The sequence below is a fragment of the Kitasatospora arboriphila genome (assembly GCF_039528095.1).
In the GTDB taxonomy this organism is placed as follows: Bacteria; Actinomycetota; Actinomycetes; order Streptomycetales; family Streptomycetaceae; genus Kitasatospora; species Kitasatospora arboriphila.
In genome coordinates this window covers 52497-74830 of the sequence record NZ_BAAALD010000034.1, presented here as the reverse complement: position 1 = coordinate 74830, position 22334 = coordinate 52497, and the positions used below count along the sequence as shown (strand labels likewise).

At 74.7% G+C, this 22334-nt stretch carries 20 protein-coding genes and 1 pseudogene; 10 read left to right on the top strand and 11 right to left on the bottom strand.

Translation table 11 applies throughout. The features are described 5' to 3' along the window. Positions 1-125: 125 nt before the first annotated feature. The 3 genes and pseudogenes from ABD353_RS18960 to ABD353_RS18950 all read right to left on the bottom strand — a co-directional run. On the bottom strand, positions 126-1397 hold the full coding sequence (locus tag ABD353_RS18960; RefSeq protein ID WP_344624816.1) for a PrsW family intramembrane metalloprotease: 1272 nt from the start codon (positions 1395-1397) through the stop codon (positions 126-128). A 140-nt stretch (positions 1398-1537) separates the two neighbouring features. Next, complete coding sequence (gene trmB / locus ABD353_RS18955; RefSeq protein ID WP_344624815.1) at positions 1538-2368, bottom strand: tRNA (guanosine(46)-N7)-methyltransferase TrmB; 831 nt, start codon at positions 2366-2368, stop codon at positions 1538-1540. 147 nt (positions 2369-2515) lie between these two features. Further along, a pseudogene (locus ABD353_RS18950) lies at positions 2516-3934 on the bottom strand (MMPL family transporter); the annotation flags it as partial. 113 nt (positions 3935-4047) lie between these two features. Here ABD353_RS18950 and ABD353_RS18945 point away from each other — a divergent pair. The 6 genes from ABD353_RS18945 (at position 4048) to ABD353_RS18920 (ending at position 7961) form a co-directional block, all read left to right on the top strand. Next, positions 4048-4653: a MarR family winged helix-turn-helix transcriptional regulator gene (locus ABD353_RS18945; RefSeq protein WP_344624814.1), complete on the top strand. Its 606-nt coding sequence runs from the start codon at positions 4048-4050 to the stop codon at positions 4651-4653. A 64-nt stretch (positions 4654-4717) separates the two neighbouring features. Next, entirely contained in the window at positions 4718-5368 is a 651-nt protein-coding gene (locus tag ABD353_RS18940) for a LamG domain-containing protein (RefSeq protein WP_344624813.1), read from the top strand. Between the two features lie 127 nt (positions 5369-5495). Next, positions 5496-5762: a hypothetical protein gene (locus ABD353_RS18935; protein ID WP_344624812.1), complete on the top strand. Its 267-nt coding sequence runs from the start codon at positions 5496-5498 to the stop codon at positions 5760-5762. Between the two features lie 220 nt (positions 5763-5982). Next, complete coding sequence (locus ABD353_RS18930; protein ID WP_344624811.1) at positions 5983-6495, top strand: flavodoxin domain-containing protein; 513 nt, start codon at positions 5983-5985, stop codon at positions 6493-6495. Between the two features lie 133 nt (positions 6496-6628). Next, positions 6629-6925 (top strand): SHOCT domain-containing protein, encoded by a 297-nt coding sequence (locus tag ABD353_RS18925; protein ID WP_344624810.1) that lies wholly within the window; start codon positions 6629-6631, stop codon positions 6923-6925. Positions 6926-6965: 40 nt separating this feature from the next. Next, on the top strand, positions 6966-7961 hold the full coding sequence (locus ABD353_RS18920; RefSeq protein ID WP_344624809.1) for an Acg family FMN-binding oxidoreductase: 996 nt from the start codon (positions 6966-6968) through the stop codon (positions 7959-7961). Between the two features lie 40 nt (positions 7962-8001). On the opposite strand, the gene ABD353_RS18915 is transcribed toward ABD353_RS18920, so the two are convergent. The 8 genes from ABD353_RS18915 to ABD353_RS18880 form a co-directional block, all read right to left on the bottom strand. Beyond that, a complete protein-coding gene (locus ABD353_RS18915) occupies positions 8002-8961 on the bottom strand; it encodes a 2-dehydropantoate 2-reductase (RefSeq protein WP_344624808.1) in 960 nt (319 codons plus the stop codon). After that, the gene (locus tag ABD353_RS18910) at positions 8958-10238 is read right to left on the bottom strand and encodes a cytochrome P450 family protein (protein WP_344624807.1); all 1281 of its coding nucleotides are present in this window, start codon (positions 10236-10238) and stop codon (positions 8958-8960) included. Before ABD353_RS18910 ends, ABD353_RS18915 begins: the two co-directional genes overlap by 4 nt. Beyond that, on the bottom strand, positions 10238-10603 hold the full coding sequence (locus ABD353_RS18905; RefSeq protein ID WP_344624806.1) for a MoaD/ThiS family protein: 366 nt from the start codon (positions 10601-10603) through the stop codon (positions 10238-10240). Before ABD353_RS18905 ends, ABD353_RS18910 begins: the two co-directional genes overlap by 1 nt. Before the next feature lie 55 nt (positions 10604-10658). Next, the gene (locus tag ABD353_RS18900; protein ID WP_344624805.1) at positions 10659-11318 is read right to left on the bottom strand and encodes an MPN domain-containing protein; all 660 of its coding nucleotides are present in this window, start codon (positions 11316-11318) and stop codon (positions 10659-10661) included. Further along, the gene (locus ABD353_RS18895) at positions 11315-12037 is read right to left on the bottom strand and encodes a DUF5825 family protein (RefSeq protein ID WP_344624804.1); all 723 of its coding nucleotides are present in this window, start codon (positions 12035-12037) and stop codon (positions 11315-11317) included. Before ABD353_RS18895 ends, ABD353_RS18900 begins: the two co-directional genes overlap by 4 nt. Further along, positions 12034-13884: a RiPP maturation radical SAM C-methyltransferase gene (locus ABD353_RS18890; protein ID WP_344624803.1), complete on the bottom strand. Its 1851-nt coding sequence runs from the start codon at positions 13882-13884 to the stop codon at positions 12034-12036. The genes ABD353_RS18895 and ABD353_RS18890 overlap by 4 nt, the downstream gene beginning before the upstream one ends. Before the next feature lie 422 nt (positions 13885-14306). After that, a complete protein-coding gene (gene trpS / locus ABD353_RS18885; RefSeq protein WP_344624802.1) occupies positions 14307-15416 on the bottom strand; it encodes a tryptophan--tRNA ligase in 1110 nt (369 codons plus the stop codon). An 89-nt stretch (positions 15417-15505) separates the two neighbouring features. Beyond that, positions 15506-18286 (bottom strand): AfsR/SARP family transcriptional regulator, encoded by a 2781-nt coding sequence (locus ABD353_RS18880; protein WP_344624801.1) that lies wholly within the window; start codon positions 18284-18286, stop codon positions 15506-15508. A 117-nt stretch (positions 18287-18403) separates the two neighbouring features. Between ABD353_RS18880 and ABD353_RS18875 the strand changes: the two genes are divergently transcribed. The 4 genes from ABD353_RS18875 to ABD353_RS18860 all read left to right on the top strand — a co-directional run. Next, positions 18404-19399, top strand: a complete 996-nt coding sequence (locus ABD353_RS18875) for a pyridoxal phosphate-dependent aminotransferase (RefSeq protein ID WP_344624800.1) — start codon at positions 18404-18406, stop codon at positions 19397-19399. After that, the gene (locus ABD353_RS18870) at positions 19396-20400 is read left to right on the top strand and encodes an SAM-dependent methyltransferase (RefSeq protein ID WP_344624799.1); all 1005 of its coding nucleotides are present in this window, start codon (positions 19396-19398) and stop codon (positions 20398-20400) included. The genes ABD353_RS18875 and ABD353_RS18870 overlap by 4 nt, the downstream gene beginning before the upstream one ends. Then, complete coding sequence (locus ABD353_RS18865) at positions 20397-21695, top strand: ATP-grasp domain-containing protein (RefSeq protein WP_344624798.1); 1299 nt, start codon at positions 20397-20399, stop codon at positions 21693-21695. The genes ABD353_RS18870 and ABD353_RS18865 overlap by 4 nt, the downstream gene beginning before the upstream one ends. Then, positions 21692-22334 (top strand): MFS transporter (locus ABD353_RS18860; RefSeq protein ID WP_344624797.1); only part of this gene is annotated, 643 nt, incomplete at its 3' end. The genes ABD353_RS18865 and ABD353_RS18860, both read left to right, overlap by 4 nt.

Below are 22334 nucleotides of genomic sequence, written 5' to 3'. Positions count from 1 at the left end.
ACCTCTGGGTTATGAGCCCAGCGAGCTACCGAGCTGCTCCACCCCGCGTCGGTGAACCCAACACTACGTGACGGACGCGCGGAAGGGAAATCCGTTCCCCGCGGGGGCGCCGTCCACGCCCCCGGTCACTCCGGCAGCGGAGGGCGGGCGGGTTGCCGGGCGCGCCGGGCGCGGGCCCACACCGCCAGGCAGACCAGGGCCGCGAAGGCGGGCACCATGACCAGCCCGTAGATCAGCAGGAAGCCGTCCGTGCCCAGACCCGCGGCGCCGTTCCACACCCCGTGCAGGCCGATCGCCGCGGCCAGGCCCACCGGGGCGGCGAGCCGGGAGAGCCAGCGCCGCCCGGTGGTGAGGGTGATCGCCACCCCGAGGCCGGTCAGCGCGGTGAACAGCGGGTGCGCGAAGGGCGACAGCAGCGCCCGCAGCACGAAGGTGTGCACGGTGGAGTCGAAGTCGCGCAGGGTCGGCGGCTCGCCGAGACCGATGGAGTCCAACCGGGACTGCTGGTCGTCGGTGAAGGCGCGGCCCAGGTAGAGGGCGTTCTCGGTGAAGGCGAAGCCGCAGGCCGTGATCGCGCCGAGGACGAGGCCGGCGGCCAGCGTCCGCGGGCTGGAGCGGGCCCGCGGATGCGCCCGGTCACCCGGCGCGAGCAGCACCGGCGGGCGGAAGTACGGCAGCGGCCGCAGGTGCGGCCGTATCCGCGGCAGCGCGCCGCGCGGGCGGCGCGGCCGGGGGACGGCGGGCACCGGCGCGGGCGGGCCGGCCGTGTGCGGCCCCTCTGGGCCGGCCTCGGCGAGCAGCGCACAGCTGTGGTCCTGCCGGCAGCTGGGCCGCCTGCGGACGGGCAGCAGCAGCAGGAGGATCGCGGCGCCCTTGCAGAGCTCCTCGATCAGCGGGGTGGCGACCTCGGCGCCGAGCGTCTCGCCGCGGCTGCTGCCCTGGTGGGCGACCAGGAAGTCGCTGGCCCACCCGTTGGCGAGCAGGGCCACCGTGGTGGCCGCACAGGCGCCCCAGGCCAGGCAGAAGAGGGTGTGCCGCAGTGGGACGCGCGCGGTCTGGTTGAGCCAGGCCAGCGAGCCCAGCACGAAGGGCAGCGGCAGCAGGGCGAGCCCGAGCCCGACCAGCAGGCCGGTGGTGCCGGTCTGCCGCTGCACCAGGTGCAGGATCAGCACCCCGCTGCCGGCCAGCGCGAACGCGGCCAGCGAGGAGGAGAGCGCCGGGTAGTGCAGTGAGCGGTGCAGGGCCTCCAGCCGCGCCCAGTGCGGCAGCAGGCGGCGGACCGCGCCGGCCCGGGGCCCCGGGATGGTCCGGGTGCCGGCGGGGGTCGCGGGCGGTTCGTCGGCGGCAGTGCGGGCCGTGGTGCTGGGGGACGGGCTGCCGCTGGGCGGACGGCTCACCCGGAAAGCGTAGGCGACGGCTCCGCCGGAGGGGGAGCCCCCGGGACGATCCGTGTGCCCGTCATCACTGCGGGTGACGTACCGTCAGCTCCCGGTGGCGGGGTGCCGCCACCGAGTCCGGCGGGAGTCCGCCGGGCGGATCAGCGGCGCCGGAAGAGCAGGTCGTGCACGACGTGCCCCTTGGCCAGGCCCGCCCGCTCGAACTTCGTCAGAGGCCGCCAGCCCGGGCGCGGCGCGTAACCGGGCACGCTGCCCGCCGGGCGCTCCTCGGGCTCCAGCCAGCCGCTGCCGTCGCCCTCGGGGTGGAGGTTCTCCAGCTCGTCCGAGGCGGAGAGCACGTCCAGCATCTGCTCCGCGTAGTGCTCCCAGTCGGTGGCGCAGTGCACCAGCGCGCCGGGCGCGAGCTTGGGCAGCACCAGCTCCAGGAAGTGCGGCTGGATCAGGCGGCGCTTGTGGTGCTTGGGCTTCGGCCACGGGTCGGCGAAGTAGACCCGCAGACCGGCCAGCGAGGCGTCCGGCAGCATGTCGCGGAGCAGGATCACCGCGTCGCCCGCGGCGAGCCGCACGTTGGGGGAGCCGTCGCGCTCCAGCATCTGCAGCAGGTTGCCGTGGCCGGGCGTGTGCACGTCGGCGGCCAGGATGCCGGACGACGGGTCGGCGGCGGCCATCGCAGCCGTGGTCTCGCCCATGCCGAAACCGATCTCCAGGGTGACCGGGAGGTCGCCGAAGAGCGCCGGCAGGTCGAGCGGGGTGCCGTCGATCGCCAGCCCGTACCGCTCCCACAGCCGGTCCAGGGCGTCCGCCTGGGCGTTGGTCATCCGGCCGCGGCGCGGCTGGAAGCTGCGGATGCGCCGCTCCCGGTGCTGGGCCTCGGTGGCCTTGTGCGGGTACATCGGCGCCGGGTACGCGGCCGGGGCGGCGGAGAGCCGGGCGGACGGGGACAGCTCGGGGCTGGGGGCGGTGGCAGTCACAATCGCCCCAGTCTACGAGGGTCCGCCGGCGGCCCGGCGTGGCCCGCGTCTCATCGCCCCGGCCCGGCCGCGTCCCGCCCGGGCGCCCCGCCGCCGGCCTCCAGCGCCGCCAGCGCCCGCCGGGCCACCTCACGGCCGATCGGCAGGGGGGCGGGGGGGGGCGGGGGGGGGGGGGGCGGCCCCCCCCCCCCCCCGGGCGCCCGCGCGGGCGGCGCCGGCGACGGCGTCCGCCCGGTCGGCCTTCACGACGATCACCGCCGGGTTGCCGGAGCCGCCGGGGAAGTGTGCGGACAGCACCCGCTGCGCGACCACGCTGGGCTGCTCCTTGACGAACAGGTCGGTCTGGGCGACGCCGCGGGCGTCCAGCGCGGGCGCGAAGGCCGCGCAGGCCAGCAGCGCGGCCAGGGCCGAGGCCCAGACGGCCCGGGGCCGCCGCCCGACCAGGGCGGCCACCCGCCGCCAGACGCCGTGCACCGGCGGGCAGCCGTCCGCCGGCGGGCGGGCCGGCCAGTAGGCGGCGCGGCCGCAGAGCACCAGGGCGGCCGGCAGGAAGGTCAGCGCCGACACCACCGCGCAGGCGATGCCGATCGCGCCGACCGGGCCGAGCGCCCGGTTGTTCGTCAGGTCGGAGAGCAGCAGCACCAGCAGGCCCAGGGCCACGGTCAGTCCGGAGGCGACGATCGGCTCGGCGGAGCGCCGCCAGGCCGTCCGCATCGCCGCGAACCGGTCCGCGTGCAGCGGGAGCTCCTCGCGGAACCGGGCGGAGAGCAGCAGCGCGTAGTCGGTCGCGGCGCCGATCACCAGGATCGACAGCAGGCCCTGGATCTGCCCGTCCACCCGGACGACGCCGTGCTGCGCCAGCACGTACACCAGGGCGCAGGCGACGCCGAGGGCGAAGACCGCGCCGACGATCACCAGCAGCGGCAGCAGCAGGCTGCGGTAGACGGCGAGCAGGATCACCAGCACCACGCCGAGGGCCACGCCCAGCAGCAGGCCGTCGATGCCGGCGAAGGCGCCGCCGAGGTCGGCGGCGATGGCGGCCGGGCCGGCCAGCGCGACGGTGGTGCCGGGCACCGGGGCGACCCGTTCGCGGACGGCGTCGACGCTGTCCACGGTCTGCCGGCCGAGGTCGGAGCGGAGCGCCACCACGCCCTGCAGGGCGCGTCCGTCCTTCGAGGGCAGGGCGGGGGAGACCTGGCCGGTGGCGCCCGGCACCGTGGCGGCGGCGCGCAGCGCCCGGTCGGCGGCGGTGCGCTGCTCGGCGGTGACCGAGCCGTCGCGGGCCTCCCAGACGACGATCACCGGGAGGCTGCCCTGGGCCTGGAAGCCCTTCTCCAGGGCGGCGACCCGGGTGGACTCGGCGCTCTGCGGCAGGAAAGCGGCCCGGTCGTTGGTGGACACCTCGGTGAGGCGGCCCGCGAAGGAGCCGAAGGCGCCTCCCAGGGCGAGCCAGGCGAGCACGAGGGCCAGCGGGATCAGGAACCGGATACGGCGAGGTGGCACGGCGGGTCCTCCGGGTGGGTCGACGGATCGGTCGACGGTCGGGCGCGATGATATCTCAATCATCGAAAGACTTGACCATTGAGATAATCGGAGCGGGGGCCGGCACGCCCTAGGCTGGTGGCCGCCCGAGCCCGAGCGGTCCGTCCGCCGGCCGTCGACCGACCGAGAGGTGACCCTTGTCCGACCAGGAGCCGACCCCCGAGGCGCCCCGGCCGCCCGACAGCAGGGCCTTCGGCAACCTCCTGCAAGGGCTCGCCTCCGAGATGAACCTGCTCGGCCACGACTTCGCCGCCGCGCAGGGCCTGCACGCCACCGACGTCCAGGCGCTGCTCGCGATCATGCGCGGCTCCGCCGGCGTCACCCCCGGCCCGGTCACCCCGAGCCGGCTGCGCGAGGAACTCGCCCTCACCTCCGGCGCGGTGACCGCCGTGCTCGACCGGCTGGAGCGCGCCGGCCACATCCACCGCAGCCGCGACGCCGCCGACCGCCGCCAGGTCCAGGTGCACTACAACCCCGGTGCGAGCCGGATGGCCGCCGCCTGGTTCGCCCCCGTCGCCGCCTGCACCGACGAGGTCGCCGCCGGGTTCAGCCCGGACGAGCTGCGCACCGTCGCCCGTTTCCTCGGCCGGATGACCACCGGCCTGGAGGAACTGCGCCGCACCCGCCGCGAGGACGCGCAGGACGCGCAGGACGCGCGGGGCGTCCAGGACCCTCGCGACGGGGCGCGGACCGGTCCGGATTCGGAACCTCCGAGTTCGCATATGACGAACCGTAACGGGTAATGCACTCCCAGTGATTGACGGCGTCCGCCCAAAACGCGGCGGACCGGCACACCGGGAGGCGGCGATGGCAACGGTCTTCAGCGCGGACTTCACGTCGACACGGCAGTGGGTGGCGGGGCGCAGCAGCGCCTACCCCCGGATGGGGCCCACCAACAGGAGCGACCACAAGCTCGACCACCTCGTCCCCGACTACTGCCCGGGCGGCGTCTTCGCCGCGACCCGCCGGCCCGGCAGCGACCTGTGGAACTGCAACCTGCTCACCACCGAGGGCAGCCCGGACGGCTTTCAGCTGCGGCCCGGCGACGTGATGCTCGCCCGGGTCACCCTGCCCACCGCCCTCGGCGCCTGGCCCGCCATCTGGACCTGGCGGGACGGCGGCAACGAGATCGACGTCTTCGAGTACCACCCCGACAACCCCGACCTGCTGGAGGTCTCCAACCACGTCCGCGGCGGCTACCGCTACTGGCACGGCGGAGCGGCCGGCATAGCCCCCGGCGCCACCGTCGAGCTCCGCACCGTCTTCGGCCGCACCTCCGTCGACTGGTACGCCAACGGTGCCGCCGTCTACTCCGACCGCCGGGGCGTGGGCTCCACCTGGCACGCCCACCTGATCGTCAACCTCTCCGTCTCCGACGGCACCTACCACCCGCGCCCGCCCGTCGGCGGCCCCTCCCGGCTCAGCTGGACCTGCCACAGCCTGGTCGTCGAACGCTGACCGCACGTCCCGCCCTCCCCCGGCCGAGCCGCACCGGCGCGGCCGAACGGACCACCACCGCCCGCCGACCGGGCGAGCGGCACCCCGCCGCGAGTGACCGGGGCGCCCGCCGGCCGTTGGGCCGGGCATGAAGAAGACCTTCACCTCCGCGGCTCTCACCGCCGCCCTCCTCGCCCCGGCGGCCGTCCTCGCCCCGGCCGCCCGCGCCGCCGCCGACACCACCGACAGCCTCGTCGGGGCGATCAACGCCGCCGACGACTGGAACTTCTCCGCCGCCGCGGTCTGCCTCCAGGAACTCGCCGTCGTCCCCGTCGGCGCGGCCTGGACGGGCACCACCGCCGACAGCTGCACCGACGGGAACATCGTCAACGACCCCCGGCCCATCAACGGCTGAACCGCTCCGGCCCCGGGCACCCCGGGGCACCGCACCCGGCCCTCCGCCCGCCCGGGCGGGGGCCGCCGACACCCCGTCCGGCCCGCCCCCGCCCGCTCCCGGCCATCACCCGAACGGCCGTACCTGGCCGCCTCGGCGTCGGTGGCCCACCCTGGAGGGGACGGCCGCACCCCGCGGGGACACCCGCCGGGCGGCGGCCGGCCGGCGACGGGAGGACGTGATGACCGCGACGAAGACAAGGAGAGTCCTGGTGGCCTACGGCAGCAAGCACGGCGCCACCGCCGGGATCGCCGCCGAGATCGGACTCACCCTCCGGCAGGACGGCTTCGACGCCGCCGTCCTCCCGGCCGGCGAGGTCCGCGACGTCTCCGGGTACGACGCCGTCATCCTCGGCGGCTCGCTCTACGCCGGCCACTGGCACCGCGACGCGCTGCGCTGCGCCCACCGCAACGCCGACGCCCTCACCGAGCGGCCGGTCTGGCTGTTCAGCAGCGGCCCGGTCGACGGCTCCGCCGAGCAGGAGGACCTGCTGCCCGTCCCCGGCGCCGCCCGCGAGATGGAACGCCTGCACGCCCGCGGCCACGTCACCTTCGGCGGCCGGGTCACCTCCGACACCCCCGGCCTGCTCGCCCGCCTCATGGTCCGCCGCGGCACCAGCGGCGACTACCGCAACGCCGAGCAGATCCGGGACTGGACCCACCAGGTCGCCGGGGAACTCCGCCGGGCCGCCTGAGACCGGCCCGCGGGTCGGGACCTGCGGGCCCCGACCCGGGCCGATCGGCCCAAGCATCCGGCCGCCCCGACCGCGCACGATGGTGGTGGGCGATCCGCCCGCGATCCGTCCGCGACCGGCGGAGGAGGCCGTGATGACGTACTGGAACGGCCATGGCATGAACGGCTGGGGCTTCGGCTTCATGACCGTCGGCATGGTGCTCTTCTGGGCCCTGCTCGTCCTCGGCATCGTGGTCCTGGTCCGCCACCTGGGCCGCACCGGGCCACCGCCCCCCGGCCCGCCCGCCCCGCCGCCCGCGGACCCCGGACGGCCCCGTACCGACCCCGAGCAGCTGCTCGCCGAACGCTTCGCCCGCGGCGAGATCGACGCCGAGGAGTACCGGCACCGGCTGGAGACGCTCCGCACCGCAGGCAGACCCGGCAGCGGCTGACCGCCGCCGGACCCGCCGATCCCACCCCCAGGAGGCCGCCATGCGCACCGAGGCCCTGGACGCCGCCGCGCTCGAGAAGCTCATCTCCGCCGCCGTCGCCGCGCCGTCCGTCCACAACAGCCAGCCGTGGCGCTTCCGGCTGCGCCCCGAGACCTCCACCCTGGAGGTGCACGCCGCCCCGGAACGCGGTCTGCCGATCGCCGACCCCGGGGGCCGCGCGCTGCACATCTCGGTCGGCGCCGCCGTGTTCAACCTGCGCACCGCCGCCCGCCACCTCGGCTGGGCGCCCCGGGTCCGGCTGCTGCCCGACTCCACCGAGCCCGGACTGCTCGCCGCGGTCGACCTCGACGAGCCCTCCCCGGTCGACCTGCCCGGGACCACCGAGCTGTACGACGCGATCTGGCGCCGGCACAGCGTCCGCGCGCCCTTCGACGGTCGCCCCGTGCCGCCCGCCGTGCTCGACCTGCTGGCCCGGGCGGCCCACGGCGAGGGAGCCTTCCTGCTGCTGCCCGACCGCGCCGAGCGCGACCGCCTGCTGCGGCTGACCGCCGAGGCCGAGCGCCGCAACACCACCGACCCGGGCCGCCGCGCGGAGAGCCGCAGCTGGGTCCGCCCCCTGCCCGACCCCGCCGCCGACGGACTCCCCGCGGACGTCCTCGGACCGCAGGACGCCGGCGGGCACCTGCCGATGCGGGACTTCTCCGCCATCCACCCGGCCGAACACCTGCCGCCCGCGCCCTTCGAGGCCGACCCGTGCATCGCCGTCCTGGCCACCCACGGGGACCACCCCGAGGACTGGCTGACCGCGGGCCTCGCGCTGCAGCACGTCCTGCTGCTCGCCACCGCGCACGGGCTGCGCGCCTCGCTGCTGCACCAGGCGATGGAGTGGCCGGGCCTGCGGGACGAGGCCCGCGACGCCCGGCAGGGCCCGTACCACGTCCACCTGCTGATCCGGCTCGGCCACGGGCCGGAGGGCGCGCCCACTCCGCGGCGGCCGCTCGCCGAGGTCGTGGACGCCGGCCCGGCACCGCTCTGAGGCCCGCACCGGCACGGGCGCACCCGGGCTCGGACACGCCTCAGTGCGGTGCTCCGGCCGCCAGCGCCTCGCGGGCGGCGAGCAGTTCGTGGAGCAGCTCCAGGACGGGCGCGCGGTGCCCGGCCCGGGCGGCGAGCCGGACGGCGGCCCCCGTCCAGGCGTCGAGCTCCGAGGGCCGGCCCGCCAGGACGTCCCGCTGCAGCGAGGAGGTCGCGTCCGGGGCCTGCCGGTCCACCAGTCCGACGGCGGTGTCGACGGCGTCGTCCGGCAGGCCGATCCCGAGCCGGACAGCCGTCCCGTGGATCTCCCGCATGGCCGCGACCAGCAGCCGCCGGGTGCCGGCGCGCGAGCGGAGCTCGCCGACGGTCGCCCCGCCGGTGGCGGCGCCGAGACTGCCGACCGGCACCACCACCAGGAACTTCGCCCACAGCTCGGCCCAGACGTCGGCCGGCTCCGCCGCCGTCAGCGAGGCGGCGCGCAGCGCCTCGCGCAGCCGCAGCACCCGCTTCGAGACGCTGCCGTCCCACTCGGTGAACCCCAGCGCGCCGGGAGGTCCCAGGTGCCGCACCACGCCGGGACGGACCGGCACGGCGACGACCCTGGCCAGTCCGGGGAGCACCCGGTCACGGCCGAGGACGGACGCCACCTGCTCGGGGGCCTCCACCCCGTTCTGCACGGTGACCACGGCGGTGTCCTCCCCGAGCAGCGGGGCGAGCGCGCGGGCGGCCGCGGTCAGCTGCGGAGTCTTGACGCACAGCAGGACGGCGTCGACCTCGCCGAGCTCCGCCGGGTCGGCCGAGGCCCGCACCCCGGGCACGTGGCGGTCGGCGGACGGGCCGCCGGTGATGCGCAGCCCGTCCCGTCGGAGCGCGACGAGGGTCTCGCCGCGGGCCAGGAAGCGCACGTCGCCTCCCGCGGCGGCGAGCATGCCGCCGACGTAGCCGCCCACCGCGCCGGCCCCCACCACGGCGACGCGAAGGCCGCCCGCCGTCCCCGTCATCGCTGCCCCGCTTCCTCGGGACCCTGCCGCGGGCAGCCCGCCGGCGGCGCCGTCCCCCCGGCCGGCTGCCGCGGCAGCCGCTTCCCGACCAGGACCGGCAGGGCCTCCAGGCCCCGGCTGAGCGAGCTGTCGGCGAGCCAGGCGATCTCCTCCGGCGCCACCGCGAGCTCCAGCTGCGGCAGTCGGCGCAGCAGGGTCGTGAAGGCGATCTCGCCCTGGAGCCGGCCGAGCGGGGCACCCACGCAGAAGTGCGGCCCGTGGCCGAAGGCCAGGTGGTGGTTGGGCGAGCGGGTGACGTCGAAGCGCTCCGGGTCCTCGTGGACCTCCGGGTCGTGGCCGGCGGCGGCCAGCGAGAGGTGCACGAAGCTCCCCTCGGGGATGTCCACGCCGCCGAGCCGCAGGTCGGACGCGGCGATCCGCAGCGAGGCCCAGGAGGCCGACCCCTCGTAGCGCAGGATCTCCTCCACCGCCGAGGGCACCAGTTCGGGGGCGGCGCGGAGCACCGCGAGCTGGTCGGGCCGGCTGAGCAGCAGCGCCGTCCCGTTGCCCAGCATGTTGGCCACCGTCTTGTGGCCCGCGATGAGCAGCAGGAGGATCGTCGAGTACAGCTCCCGGTCGCTGAACACGCCCTCGTCGCGGCCCCGGACGAGGTCGCTCAGCAGGTCGTCGCGCAGGTCCTTGCGCCGCTCGGCCACCAGGTGGCCGAAGTAGTCGGTGAACGCGTCGGTCGCGGCCTTCAGCTCCGCCTCCGCGTGCTGGAACGGGTCCTGGCTGAGGACGTAGCCCCACTGCTGGAACAGCGGGCGGTCCTCGACCGGCACCCCCAGGTACTCGCAGATCACGGTGAGCGGCAGCGGCAGGGCGAAGGCGTCCAGCAGGTCGGTCCGGCCGGACTCCGGCAGGTCGTCGACCAGGTCGTCGACGATCTCCTGGATGCGCGGACGCAGGCCGGCGATCCGGGCGGGCAGGAACGCCCGGCTGATGGGCCTGCGCAGCCTGGTGTGCTCCGGCGGATCGGCGAACCCCAGGTTGCGGACCATCAGGAGGCTCTTCGCCGCCCTGTCCCGGTACCGCTCGGGGAGGTTCTCGGCCTGCTTGGACAGCCGGGGGTCGCCGAACGCCGCCACGACCTCCCGGTGGCCGAGGACCGCGAACGCCTCGGCGCCCGGCGGGTAGTCGATCCGGTGGACGGGGCACGCGGCGCGCAGTTCCGCGGTCGCCGCGTGCGGCGACGGCCCGGGATCGGTGAAGAACCGCGGGGGGAGCACGTCCGACATCAGCGGCTCCCGGGGGTGCGCCGGGAGCCGGCGCCGGCGGGGGCGCCGCTGCCGCCCGCGACGGCGGGGATGATCCAGATCACGTCACGGTCCGTCACTTCCGTCTCCAGACCGTCGAGGCTCCGGATGTCGGTGTCGTTCTGGTAGATGTTCACGTAGCGCTTCACGGCCCCTTCCACGTCCACGATGCGTTCGAGGGTGCCGGGACAGTCCCGGTCGAGTGCGCGGAGCACCTCCCGGATGTTCCCGCCACCGCCCGGGACCTGCCGCCGCCCGCCGGTCAGGGCGTGGAAGGCGGCGGGGAGCCGGACGGTCACGGCCGGTGCCGGAAGACCCCGGCTGACGCGCTGTGCGGTTTCGGGCATGCGACTGCTCTCCTGGGATGCGGGCCCGCCGGCCCCGGGGGCCGGAACGGGACGGTCAGTGGGAGGACTGCACGCCGAACTCGGCGCAGAGGTCCGGCGGGAGCCGGAGGCGGAGCGCTTCGCAGCGCTCCGGGCCGGGCCGCCAGCCCGCCACCCGGTGCGCCAGGCCGCCGTCGTCGGCGGTGTGGACGTACCAGATCACGTTCACCGGCCAGCACGACTGGCGGAAGAGGTACTCGTCCATCGGCGTCGGGTTCTCGCTGAGCCGCTGGCGCCGTTCGTGCGGCGGGCCGATTTCGTGCCAGTTCGGATGCGAGTGGACGGAGCCCATCGGCTCCAGGCCGCCCGCCGCCTGCCGTTGGACCGCCCGGAGCACGGCGCCCTCGTCGCTCCAGAACCCCCGGCCGGGATTGCGGTACACCTCGCCGAACCGGGGCGCGATGGTCGTCTCGAACTCGGCCATCACGGCCTCGTCGCTGTCGCGGACGTTCGGGACGAACTCGACGTCGCAGACGGTGATCCCGAGGTCGTCGACACGGCCGAACAGCAGGCCGGAGGCGCGCGGGAGGTGGCTCGGCGTGCCGTCGGCGCCGCGGCTGTCCAGGCACTTCCGGTACTCGCCGACGGCGTGTTCGAGGAAGCGCAGGGCGGGTTCGTGCTCGAAGCGGACGAGCCGGGGCAGGTCCCCGAACGGTGCGGTGGCGTCGTCGGTCAACTGCCCTCCTCCGGCTTCTTGCCGGCCGAGGCCAGGGTGCCGCCCAGCAGGGCGGCGCCCAGCGGCCAGCTGCGCATGTGCACCGGCAGGGTCACGCAGTGCCCGCCGAGGCGCAGGAGCAGGCCCGCGTCCACCAGCCGCTCCGCGGCGCGCCGCTGCTCCCCGGTCAGGTCGGCCCACGCACGGCCGCCCAGGCACCGGGTGAAGACGTCCACCGTGACGGGGTCGTCGAGGACGGCCCGCCCGGCGGACTCCGGCCGGCGGTCGACGACCGACAGGAAGCCCGGCCCCTTGCGGAAGTAGAGGAGGCCGAAGCTGCCGGCGGAGCGCCACTCGCCGAGGGGCGCGCTGCCGTCCCCGAGCACCGTGACCGCCTCCGGTGCCGGCAGATGGTCGAGGCGCGGGACCAGGCCGAGCTGGTGCGCGCCCAGCACGAGCGACCAGGTGACGCGGACGCCGATCGAGGCGCACTCGCGGATCAGCGCGACCGTCCGCACGACCGCCCGGTCGGGGAGCGCCGCGAGGTCGGCCGCCTCCGCCAGCCGTACCCCGGCGACGGGCACCCGGGTCAGCAGCGCCGCCAGTTCGGCGGCCGTCGGAAGGCCGTCCCCCGCAGCCCCGAGGGTCAGCGTCGCGGCCGCGGGCCGGCCGCCGCCCGGCAGGTGCCCGTCGTCCGAGGCCCGGGCCCTGAGTTCACCGATGTCCATCAGCACGCTCATCGGGACGCCGACACCTCCCGGCCGTCGACGAGCTTGCGGCGGTACGGGTCGACCTCCAGCGCGACGGCCACGTAGCGGCCCCCGTCCTCGAAGGCCAGGCCGCGGTCGACGAAGTACCGCAGCATCCGGTCGAGTTCCTCCTCGGTGACGGCGAATCCGCCCTCGGCGAGCCGCCGGCGGATGCCCGCCCGTCCGGCGCCCTGGAACATGCCCAGGTACACGTTGCTCCTGCGGTCGTCCAGCTCGATCACCTCCTCCGGCCAGCTCGCCCGGCGGTCCTCGACGGTCACCCGGCCCCCGTCGTCCGTCCAGTACGAGAGGCTGCTCCGTGCGTAGGCCCCGGCCCAGGCGTCGACCGCCTTCTTGAGTTCGTCCTCGATCGGGCCGGAGATTCCCCGGTCGGGGGTGTCGAAGAGGTAGACGAGGTCGTACAGCTCGTCCGGCGGCAATCGGTAGATGTGGTCGTAGATCTCGGCCGGGCGGCGGACGGCGAATCCCAGCGACGGCTCCTCGAAGTACGGACTGAACCGTTCGAGCGCTATGCGCCAGGCGCCGGTCGGCGGTTGCAGGTGTTCGAGTGCGGAGAGCTTCCCGAGGAGTCCGCGGTAGTCCTCCTCGGTCTCGCCCGGGAATCCGTAGAGGATGTTCCAGGTGACGTTGAGTCCGAGGTCCTCGCCGTCGCGCAGCATCCGCACGTTGTGCGCGGCGCTGACCCCCTTGTCCATGAGGCGCAGGACGTGGTCGCTCAGTCCCTCGATACCGGGCTGGACGTAGAGCACGTTCGCCTCGCGCAGGCTGCGCAACTGCTCCCGCGTCAGGTTCGACTTGATCTCGTAATGGATCCGCAGATCGCAGTCGAGGGCGGCCATTTCGGGCATCACCGTGTCGAGGTACTTCATGTCGAGGATGTTGTCCACCATCACCAGGTCGAGGACCCGGTGGCGTTCGGTGAGGTCCCTGACCTCCTGCGCGATGCGCCCGGGCGCCTTGCTCCGGAAGTCGATGGCGGACCCGTTGAGGCCGCAGAACGTGCACTGGTGGCGCTCGCCCCACCAGCATCCGCGGGAGGTCTCCAGGACCAGCATCGGACGGACGCGGTGCCGGACGGGGGAGTCCCCGAGCGAGCGGAAGTAGCTGTCGTAGTCGGGCGCGGGAACCGCGGCGAAGGGCAGCGCCGCGGCGGCCGGCGGGTTCGCGACCGCCTCGCCCCGGTCGTCGCGCCAGCTGAGGCCCGGCACGTCGGCGAAGGACCTGCCCTGCGCGATGCGGTTGAGGAGCGCGGGCAGTGCGCGTTCGCCCTCGCCGCTGACCACGAAGTCGAACTGCTCGAAGTTGCGGTGCAGGGTCGGCCCCTGCGGGCCGTCGCAGTTGCTGCCGCCGAGGACCGTCCGGATGCCCGGGACGAGCCGCTTCAGCTCCTTGGCGAGTGCGAGGGACGGCACGTTCTGCATGAAGGTGCTGGTGAATCCGACCAGGTCCGGCGGGTCGGCGGCGATCTCGGCCGCGAGGTCGCGGACGAATCCGCGGGCGTGCCTCTGCATCTCGACGGGAATCCGCGGATCGATCCCGCGGCTGCGGAGGAACGCGGAGAATTCGTCGACCCGGTAGCCGTCGGTGTCGTACAGCGCCGGGGTGAACACCCAGTCGCCCACGCCGTGGAAGACCTGGACGGCGACCTCGCCGTAGTCCTCCGCCGATATGGCGCCGCCGCTCTCGCGCATCAGGTGCTCGGCCCACCGCATGTTGGCGTACAACTCGTCGACGGTCCAGTGCGCGGCGTTCTTCCGGACGCTCGGCCCGAGTATTCCCAGCGCACTCGACGGAGTGTCGAGTCCTTGCCACGGCATGGCTACCATCAGGAGCTTCATCAAAGGGATGCCTGCCCTAGGAGGTCTGTAGGGGAAGACGCACAGGGATGCAGAAAGGGGCGCACGGCACGGGAATTCCGAGCCCGGTCTCCCGTCCCGGCGGCTGCGGCCGCACGGCGCGCCGCACCTGCTCCGGCGGGCGGGTCGACGGGACTGCGAACCCGGACTCCACTTGTCGTCCGCGCGTCAACCTGCCTTCTGCATGCTAACCAGAAGCCGGCGACTTTTACCAGAGGATCCGTGGGACCGGACGGAGCGATCGGCGCCGGTGATGCGCAAGTGCTGATGCATACTCAGATCGCATGTGTGGAACCGGCGTTCGGGCCGGGTGTGCAGATAGCGAAGGCACGGCCTCCGTCGTGGTGGGAGGCCGTGCCCGCGCGGTCGTAGGTCGGTCGTAGTCAGTAGTGGCTGTTCATGGCGGCGCGCACCTCGGCGAGGGTGGCGTCGGCCACCGCCCGGGCGCGCTCGTTGCCCTCGCGCAGCGTCCGCCGCAGGTGGGCGCGGTCGTCCGCGTACTCGGCGCGGCGGGCCCGGATCGGCGCCAGGTACTCGTTGACCGCCTCGGTCACCGTCTTCTTCAGTGCGGCGGCCCCGGCGGCGCCGATGTCGGAGGCCACCTCCTGCGGCGTCCGGCCCTGGCAGAGCGCCGCGAGCAGCAGCAGGGACGAGACCTCGGGGCGGTCGACCGGGTCGTAGGTGATGTGGCGTTCGGCGTCGGTCTTCGCCCCCTTGAGCAGCCGGGCGGTCTCGTCGGCGGTCGCGGCCAGGGCGATGGCGTTGCCCCGGCTCTTGCTCATCTTGGTGCCGTCCGTGCCGAGCAGCAGCGGCGCGCTCGACAGCAGGGCCTCCGGCTGCGGGAACACGGCGGTGCCGTTGCCGTACCGGTCGTTGAAGCGGCGGGCGATCGTCCGGGTGAGCTCCAGGTGCGGCAGCTGGTCCTGGCCGACCGGGACGAGGTTGGCCTTGCAGGACAGGATGTCCGCGGCCTGGTGGACGGGGTAGGTGAGCATCAGGCCGCTGACGGCGGACTGCCGCGAGTGCGCGATCTCGTCCTTGACCGTGGGGTTGCGGTTCAGCTCGGCGACCGAGACCAGGCTGAGGAAGGGCAGCATCAGCTGGTTCAGGGAGGGCAGCGCGCTGTGCGTGAAGACGGTGCTGCGGGCCGGGTCCACGCCGATGGCGAGGTAGTCCAGCACCAGTTCCTCGACGTGCCAGGTCAGGTTGTCGGCGACGTCGCGATCGGTCAGGACCTGGTAGTCCGGAATGATCACGAACATCTCCACGCCGAGGTCCTGGAGCCGCACGCGGTTGTGGAGCGTGCCGAAGTAGTGCCCCAGGTGCAGGCGGCCGGTCGGCCGGTCGCCCGTGAGGATCCGGAACTGCCCCGGGTCCTTGAGGATCAGCTCCTCGAGCGCCGCGCTGCGGACCTGCGCGGCGGACGTCCCGAGCGCGTCGACGGCGGGGCCGGCGGCGGTGTCGGGATCCGCGGTGGTGGGTGTGGTGTTCACGAGTCTCCTGGAAGGTCGTTCTTGCCGTCAGGATGACATGTCACTTCCACAACACAAAAGCGAGCCTTACGACATGAGGGTGCATCAGGTCACCCGGCGGAACCGGAGGAAGGGCCTGCTCCGGGGTGCCGTCCCCCGTCCGCACCGGCCGTGCGGTCGAACTCCGCGAGGATCTCGCGGGCGCTCCTCCTCGCCTCCCGCGCGGCCTCCGGGTCGCCCGCGGCGTCCGCCGAGTCACCCAGGTGGGTGAGCAGGGAGGCCTCGTTGAAGCGGTCGCCGAACTCCCGGTAGATCTGCAGCGCCTGCTCGTAGCAGGCGATGGCCTCGTGGTGGTCGCCGACCCGGTGGTGCACCAGGCCGAGGGTGTCGAGGGTGGCGCTCTCGCCGTTGCGGTCACCCGTCTCCCGCTGCAGCGCGAGCGCCTGCTCGCAGCACCGGCGGGCCGCCTGGTACCGGCCGAGCCGGGTGTTGCACCAGCCCATGTTGTTGAGCGCCCGGGCCTGTCCCGTCAGGTTGCCGGCCGCCCGGTACTTCGCCAGCGCGGAGGCGGCCTCCTCCAGGGCGGAGACGAAGTCGTGCCGCCGCTCGAACACCAAGGTCCGGCTGTTGTGGCAGTGCGCCTCGCCGAGCGGGTCGGCCAGCTCCTGGAAGAGCGGGACGGCCCGGCGCAGCAGCCGGTCCGCCTCGTCGTAGCGGCCCATCCTCGCATTGGCGCGGCCCAGTTCGCCGAGCGCCGCGGCGATCCCCGGCCGGTCGTCCAGCCGCTGCGCCGCGTCCAGCGCCGCGTGCTGCGTGGTCACCCAGTCCGGCCAGTGGCCGCGCTGTTCCAGGTAGGTCGCCATGGCCCGGGCGAGCGGGCCGACCAGGCCGTCGGGGGCCGCGTCGACCGCGGCGAGCAGGCACTGGTGCTCGGCGGTGAACCAGGCCGAGGCGCCGTCGAGGTCGGTGAAGGCCGCCGGCGGCACGTCGGGCGCGGGCGGCGGGAGGGCGATCGGTTCGTGACGGCCCAGCAGCACGGAGGCGGCGCTCGCGGTGTGCAGGTAGTAGTCGACGAGCCGGCGCTGGGCGGCCGTCCGGTCGGCGGGGGTGACGTGGTCGTGCGCGAGCGTGGTCGCGTAGGCCCGCAGCAGGTCGTGCATGCCGTACCGGTCGGGGCCGAGCGGGTGGACCAGGTGGGCCCGGCTGAGCGCGGTCAGGGCGCTCCGGGTGTCGTCCGGGCCGCGTCCGGTGAGGGCGGCCGACGCGCTCAGCGACACGTGGGGCCCGTACTGGAGGCCGAGCAGCCGGAAGGTGCGCGCCGCCGTCGCCGGCAGGTGCTGGTAGGACCAGGAGAAGACCGCGCTGACCGAGTTGCCGACCGTGTCCAGCAGGTGGAGCCGCCTGCGGCGGTCGGCCAGTTCGGACACCAGGTCCGGCAGCGGGGTGGTGTGCTGCGCGGCCGCGAGCTCGGCGGCCACCCGTAAGGCGAGCGGCAGCCCGACGCACTGCTCGGCGAGGTCCTCGCCGACCGCCGTCTCGCGGTCGAGCCGGTCGCCGATCAGCCGGCGCAGCAGGTCGAGCGAGTCGGTCATCGGCAGCAGGTCGAGGTCGAGCCGCCGGGCGCCGTGCCGGGCCACCAGCTCGCCCAGGGTGTCGCGGCTGGTCACCAGCACCGCGCAGGACCCGGTGCCGGGCAGCAGCGGCCGGACCTGGTCCACCGAGGAGACGTTGTCGAGCAGGACGAGGACGCGCTGCCCGTTGAGCTCCGTCCGGTACCGGGCCACCCGGTCGGCCTCGTCCAGCGGGATCTCGTGGGCGGGCAGGCCCATCGCGGACAGCAGCCTGGCGAGGGCGTCGCTGCCGGACAGCGGCTGCTGCGGGTCGTAACCCCGCAGGTCGACGTAGAGCTGGCCGTCGGGGAAGCGCGACCGGACCTGGTGCGACCAGTGCAGGGCGAGCGCCGTCTTGCCGACGCCGGCCGTGCCGGAGACCACCGCGACGGGCACCGCGGCGCCCGCCGGCCGGGTCAGGGTCCGCCCGAGCCAGGAGAGTTCGCGCTGCCGTCCGACGAAGTCGGGCACGTCCCCGGGCAGGGTCGCGGGCACCGGCCGGCGCCTCGGGGGCGCGGTGGTGTGCCAGGCGTCGTCCGCCAGCAGCACCTGGTAGGCGGCGGCGAGTTCGGGGCCCGGGCCGATCCCGAGCTCCTCGGCGAGCCGGCGCCGCACCTCGTGGTAGGCGTCGACGGCCGCGGCCCGCCGCCCGGCGGCGTCGTAGCCGCGGATCAGCCGGGCGAGCGCGGCTTCGTCCAGCGGGCGTGCGTGGGCGGCCTGTTCAAAGACCGCCACCGCTTCGTCCGCCGCCCCGACGGACAGCAGCGTCTCGCCCTTGGCCGCCAGCGCCGTGAACCGCTCCTCGACCAGGGCCAGGACCGCGGGATGGGCGGCCAGCGCGGGGACGTCGGCGAGCGGGGAGTCGGCCCGCCAGAGCGCCAGCGCCGCGTCGAACAGGGCGAGGGCGCCCGCGTGGTCGCCCGCCTGCCGGGCCGCCGCGGCGCGGTTCAGCACGTCGCGGAAGACGCGGACGTCGACGACGCAGGCCTCGGTGGGCAGCAGGTAGCCGTCGCCGACCGAGAGCAGGACCGAACTCGGGGCGCGGGCCGCGCGTTCGGGTTCGAGCAGCTTCCGCAGGTGCTTCACATGGGTCTGGATCACGTTGACCGCGGAGTTGGGCGGGCCGTCGGACCACAGGGCGTCGATCAGCTCCGTGCGGGAGACCTGCCGGCCGGCCGCCAGCGCGAGCAGGCCGAGCACCGCGCGCCGCCCCGCCGTCGGCACGTCGTGCCGGGCCGCGCCCTGCAGGACCCTGACCGGTCCCAGGAGCTGTACCTGCACGTGTGCGCCCCCCTGCACCATCTCCGCGTCCCCGCCCCGTGTGAAGGAAAAGTTGTCGTCCAGTCGTCATCCAGTCGCGGTTCCTACCGTAATCGAAAGATCGAATCGAGGGGGACGATGCTGCGTCTGCATGCAAACGAACATCCGCAGGGACCGCCGGCCGGGGTGGCCGAGGCCCTGCACGCACTGGTGCCGGACGTGCACCGGTACCCGGTGGGGGAGGGCGCCCTGCAGGCGGCGATCGCCGAACTGCACGACGTCCCGCTGAACCGGGTGCTGGTCGGTGCGGGCAGCGCCGAGATCATCGGCCTGGCCTGGCGCGCGTTCACCGGGCCGGAGCGGCCGGCGTTCTTCCACGAACCCGAGTTCGACTTCTACCCGATGCTCGGCGTCCAGTGCGGCACCCCGACGGTGACCCGCCCCTGGCCGCCCGGCGAGGACCTGGCCGACCACCTCCGGCAGGCGCAGGTCGGCCTGGTCGCGCTCTCCAACCCGCACAACCCCACCGGCTCCTGGCAGCCCCGGCAGGCGGTCGCCGACCTGGCCGGCCGGCTGCCCGACAGCACCGTCGTGCTCAACGACGAGGCGTACCACGACTACGCGGACGAGGCGGACGCCGGGCCGTCGCTCAAGACCCTGTCGGAACTGCCCAACCTGCTGACCACCAGGACCTTCTCGAAGATCCACGGTCTGGCCGGCCTGCGGGTCGGCTACGGCATCGGCCACGCCCGGCTGATCGGCGCGCTGCGCTCGCTGCAGACGCCGTTCACCGTCAGCAGCGCGGCCTGCTCCGCCGCGCTCGCCTCGCTCGCCGACCCGGCCTCGCTCAAGGAGCGCCGCATCCGCAACCGGGAGAACCGCGAGGCGCTCGCCGGCGAACTCGCCCGGCGCGACTTCGAGGTGACGCCCAGCCAGGCCAACTTCCTTTACGTACGACCGCCGGACGGCCCCGCGGACTGGGCGGCCGTCCTGCTGGACCGGGGGGTCCGGGTCCATCCCGTCGGCGCCGCCCTGCGGGTGACCGTCGGCACCGCCGCCGAGACCGCGGCCCTCGTCGCCGCGGTCGACGCGATCCTGATCGGCTTTCGCACACAACACCTGGGGGAACCATGACCGTCTCGGTCATCGACGACGTCTTCAACCACACGCTCTCCGCCTACGCCATCTCGACCGCCTGGGAGACCGGCCTGCTGGACCGGCTGGACGGCTCCGAAGCACCCGTGGACCTGCGGGACTTCGCCCGCGAGCAGGACCTCGACGCGCCCTCCGTCGAGGCCGTCGCCCGGGGCCTGGCCCTCGCCGGGATCGTCGCGCTCGACCCGGAGCACCGCTTCGCCGAGCCCGGCCCGCAGTTCGCCGAGACCATGGCGAAGAAGGGCTTCTTCTACTGGCTGACCCGCGGCTGCGGCGAACTCTTCACCACCATGCCGGAGCTGATCCGCACCGCGAACCGCCCCGACGGGTTCACCGTCCGGCGCGACTACAAGGCCATCGGCCTGGGCGCCCGCGACGCCGGATTCTCCTACGTCGACCCCGCGTTCTACCGGATCGTCGCCGAGCGCAACCTGCGCTGCGGCGCCGACCTCGGCTGCGGCAGCGGCGAGCGGCTGATCAAGCTGGCCGGGCAGGACCCGGAGTTCCGGGGCATCGGCGTCGACTTCGCCGCCGGCGCGGTGGCCCTGGCCACCGAGTCGGTCGCCCGGGCCGGCCTCGCCGACCGGATCTCGGTGGTCCACGGCGACGCGACCGCGATGGAGCACCGCCCCGAGTTCGACCAGGTCGACTTCGTCTGCACCTTCATGATGGGCCACGACCTGTGGCCGCGCGAGGAGTGCCTGACCAGCCTCAAGCTGATCGGCGAGGCCTTCCCGGCGGCGACCGACCTCATCATCTGCGACACCTACCGCTCGGACCTGCCCTCCACCGACCGGCACCCGGTCTTCACGCTCGGGTTCGAGACCGCGCACGCCGTGATGGGCCAGATGATCCCCTCGCTCGCCGAGTGGAAGGACGTCCTCGCCGAGGCCGGCTGGAACCTCGCCGACGTCGTCGACTTCGACCTGCCCCCGTACACGGCGCTGATGCACCTGACCCGCGAGAGGACGCACGGATGAGCGACCGCGCTGCGACCGGCAGGCACATCCTCGTCCTCAACCGCTTCGACCGGTCGGTGGGCTGCGACTACACCGCGTACATCGACCACGGCACCGACCGGGTCGCCTACCTCTGCTCGGCGGCGGGCGCCGACGGCGTCGACGCCGCCGCGGCGGAGACCGTGGCCGTCGTCGACGACCTCGCGGACCGGCCGGCCGTCGCCGAACTGGCCCGCGGCATCGTGGACCGCCACGGCCCGCTGGACCAGGTCGTCGCGCTCTTCGAACGCGACCTCGAGGTCGCCGCGGACCTGCGCGAACTGCTCGGCGTCCCCGGCCCCCGGCCGGACGACGTGGCGCGGGTCCGCGACAAGGTGACGATGAAGCAGCTGGTCGCCGCGGCGGGCCTGCGGGTGCCGCGGTTCGTCGACGCCGACGATCCCGGGCAGGTCCGCCGGTTCGCCGCCGAGGTCGGCTTCCCGGTGGTGCTCAAACCCCGCGACGGCTCCGGGAGCCAGGGCATCTGCCTGGTCAACTCCCCGGCCTCACTGGAGGAGACGCTCGCCGACCCGCTGCCCAACCACGTCTGCGAGGAGTACGTCAGCGGGCCGATGTACCAGGTCGACGGGGTGATCCAGGACGGGCGGGTGCGGGTGCTGCGGGCCTTCCGGCTGCTCAACACCTGCCTGGACTACGCCCTGGGCGACTCGTTCGGCTCGGTGGCCGCGGACGACCCCGAGCTGGAACGGCGGCTGACGGGGTACTCGGAGGTCGCCCTCACCGCCCTCGGCGTGCGCAGCAGCGTCTTCCACCTCGAAGTGTTCGCGGTCGACCCGACCGGGCCCGGCGAGTACGACGGGCTGGTGTTCCTGGAGGTGGCCGCACGCGCCGGTGGTGCGGAACTCCCGCACATCTGGCGCGACGTGTACGGGCTCGACCTGCTGGAGGTCGCCACCCGACTGACCCTCGGGGAGTCCCCGGACCTGACCCCGCCCGACCCCGCGGGCGAGGCCGGCGGCTACCTGCTGATCCCGGAGCCCCCGGTGCGTCCCTGCCGGGTGCTGTCGACCAGGTCGCTGCTCGCCGAGGTGCCCGAGATGTACGCGGAGGTCCTGCCCGAGGTGGGCGCGATCCTCAACGGCACCGGCGGGGCGAAGGAGACCGGCGGCCGCTACCGGTTCAGGGCGGGCAGCGGCCGCCGCATCGAGGAGGCGATCGGCCGGGTGCTCGCCGAGTACCGGCTCGACTGGGAGCCGGTGGAGGACCGGCCGGTGGCGCGGGTGGCCGGACGGGCGCAGTCGGTGGCGCGCCCGTGAGCAGGCCGCCGACGGCGGGCTTCGGCCAGGTGCTCGCCGTCCGCGAGTTCCGGATGCTGTGGCTGGCCCAGCTGGTCTCGGTGGGCGGCAACCAGCTCACCCGGGTGGCACTGTCCCTGCTCGTCTTCGACCGCAGCGCATCGGCGGGGCTGGCCGCACTCACCTACGCCCTGACCCTGCTGCCGGAACTCGTCGGCGGGCCGATGCTGTCCTGGCTGGCGGACCGCTGCGCGCGGCGCGGGCTGATGGTGGTGTGCGACCTGGTCCGCACCGGCCTGGTCGCCGTCATGGCGATCCCCGGCACGCCGCTGTGGCTGCTGTGCTCGCTGGTCGTCGCGGTGCAACTGGCCCAGTCGCCGCACCTGGCGGCCCGGTCGGCACTGCTGCCGACGATCGCCCCCGGGGACCACTACCTGCCCGCGTCGGCGGTGGTCAACCTGACCGCCCAGCTCGGCCAGCTCGCCGGGTTCGCGGCGGGCGGCGCGGCGGTCGCGGTGCTCGGGCCCTCCCGGGCCCTGCTGCTCAACGCGGCCACCTTCACCGTCTCGGCCGTGCTGACCCGGTACGGCCTGGAGCGGCGCCCGCGGCCGGCCGGCGGCCCGCCGGCCCGGGGGCGGGGGGGGGGGGGCCCCCCCGGCG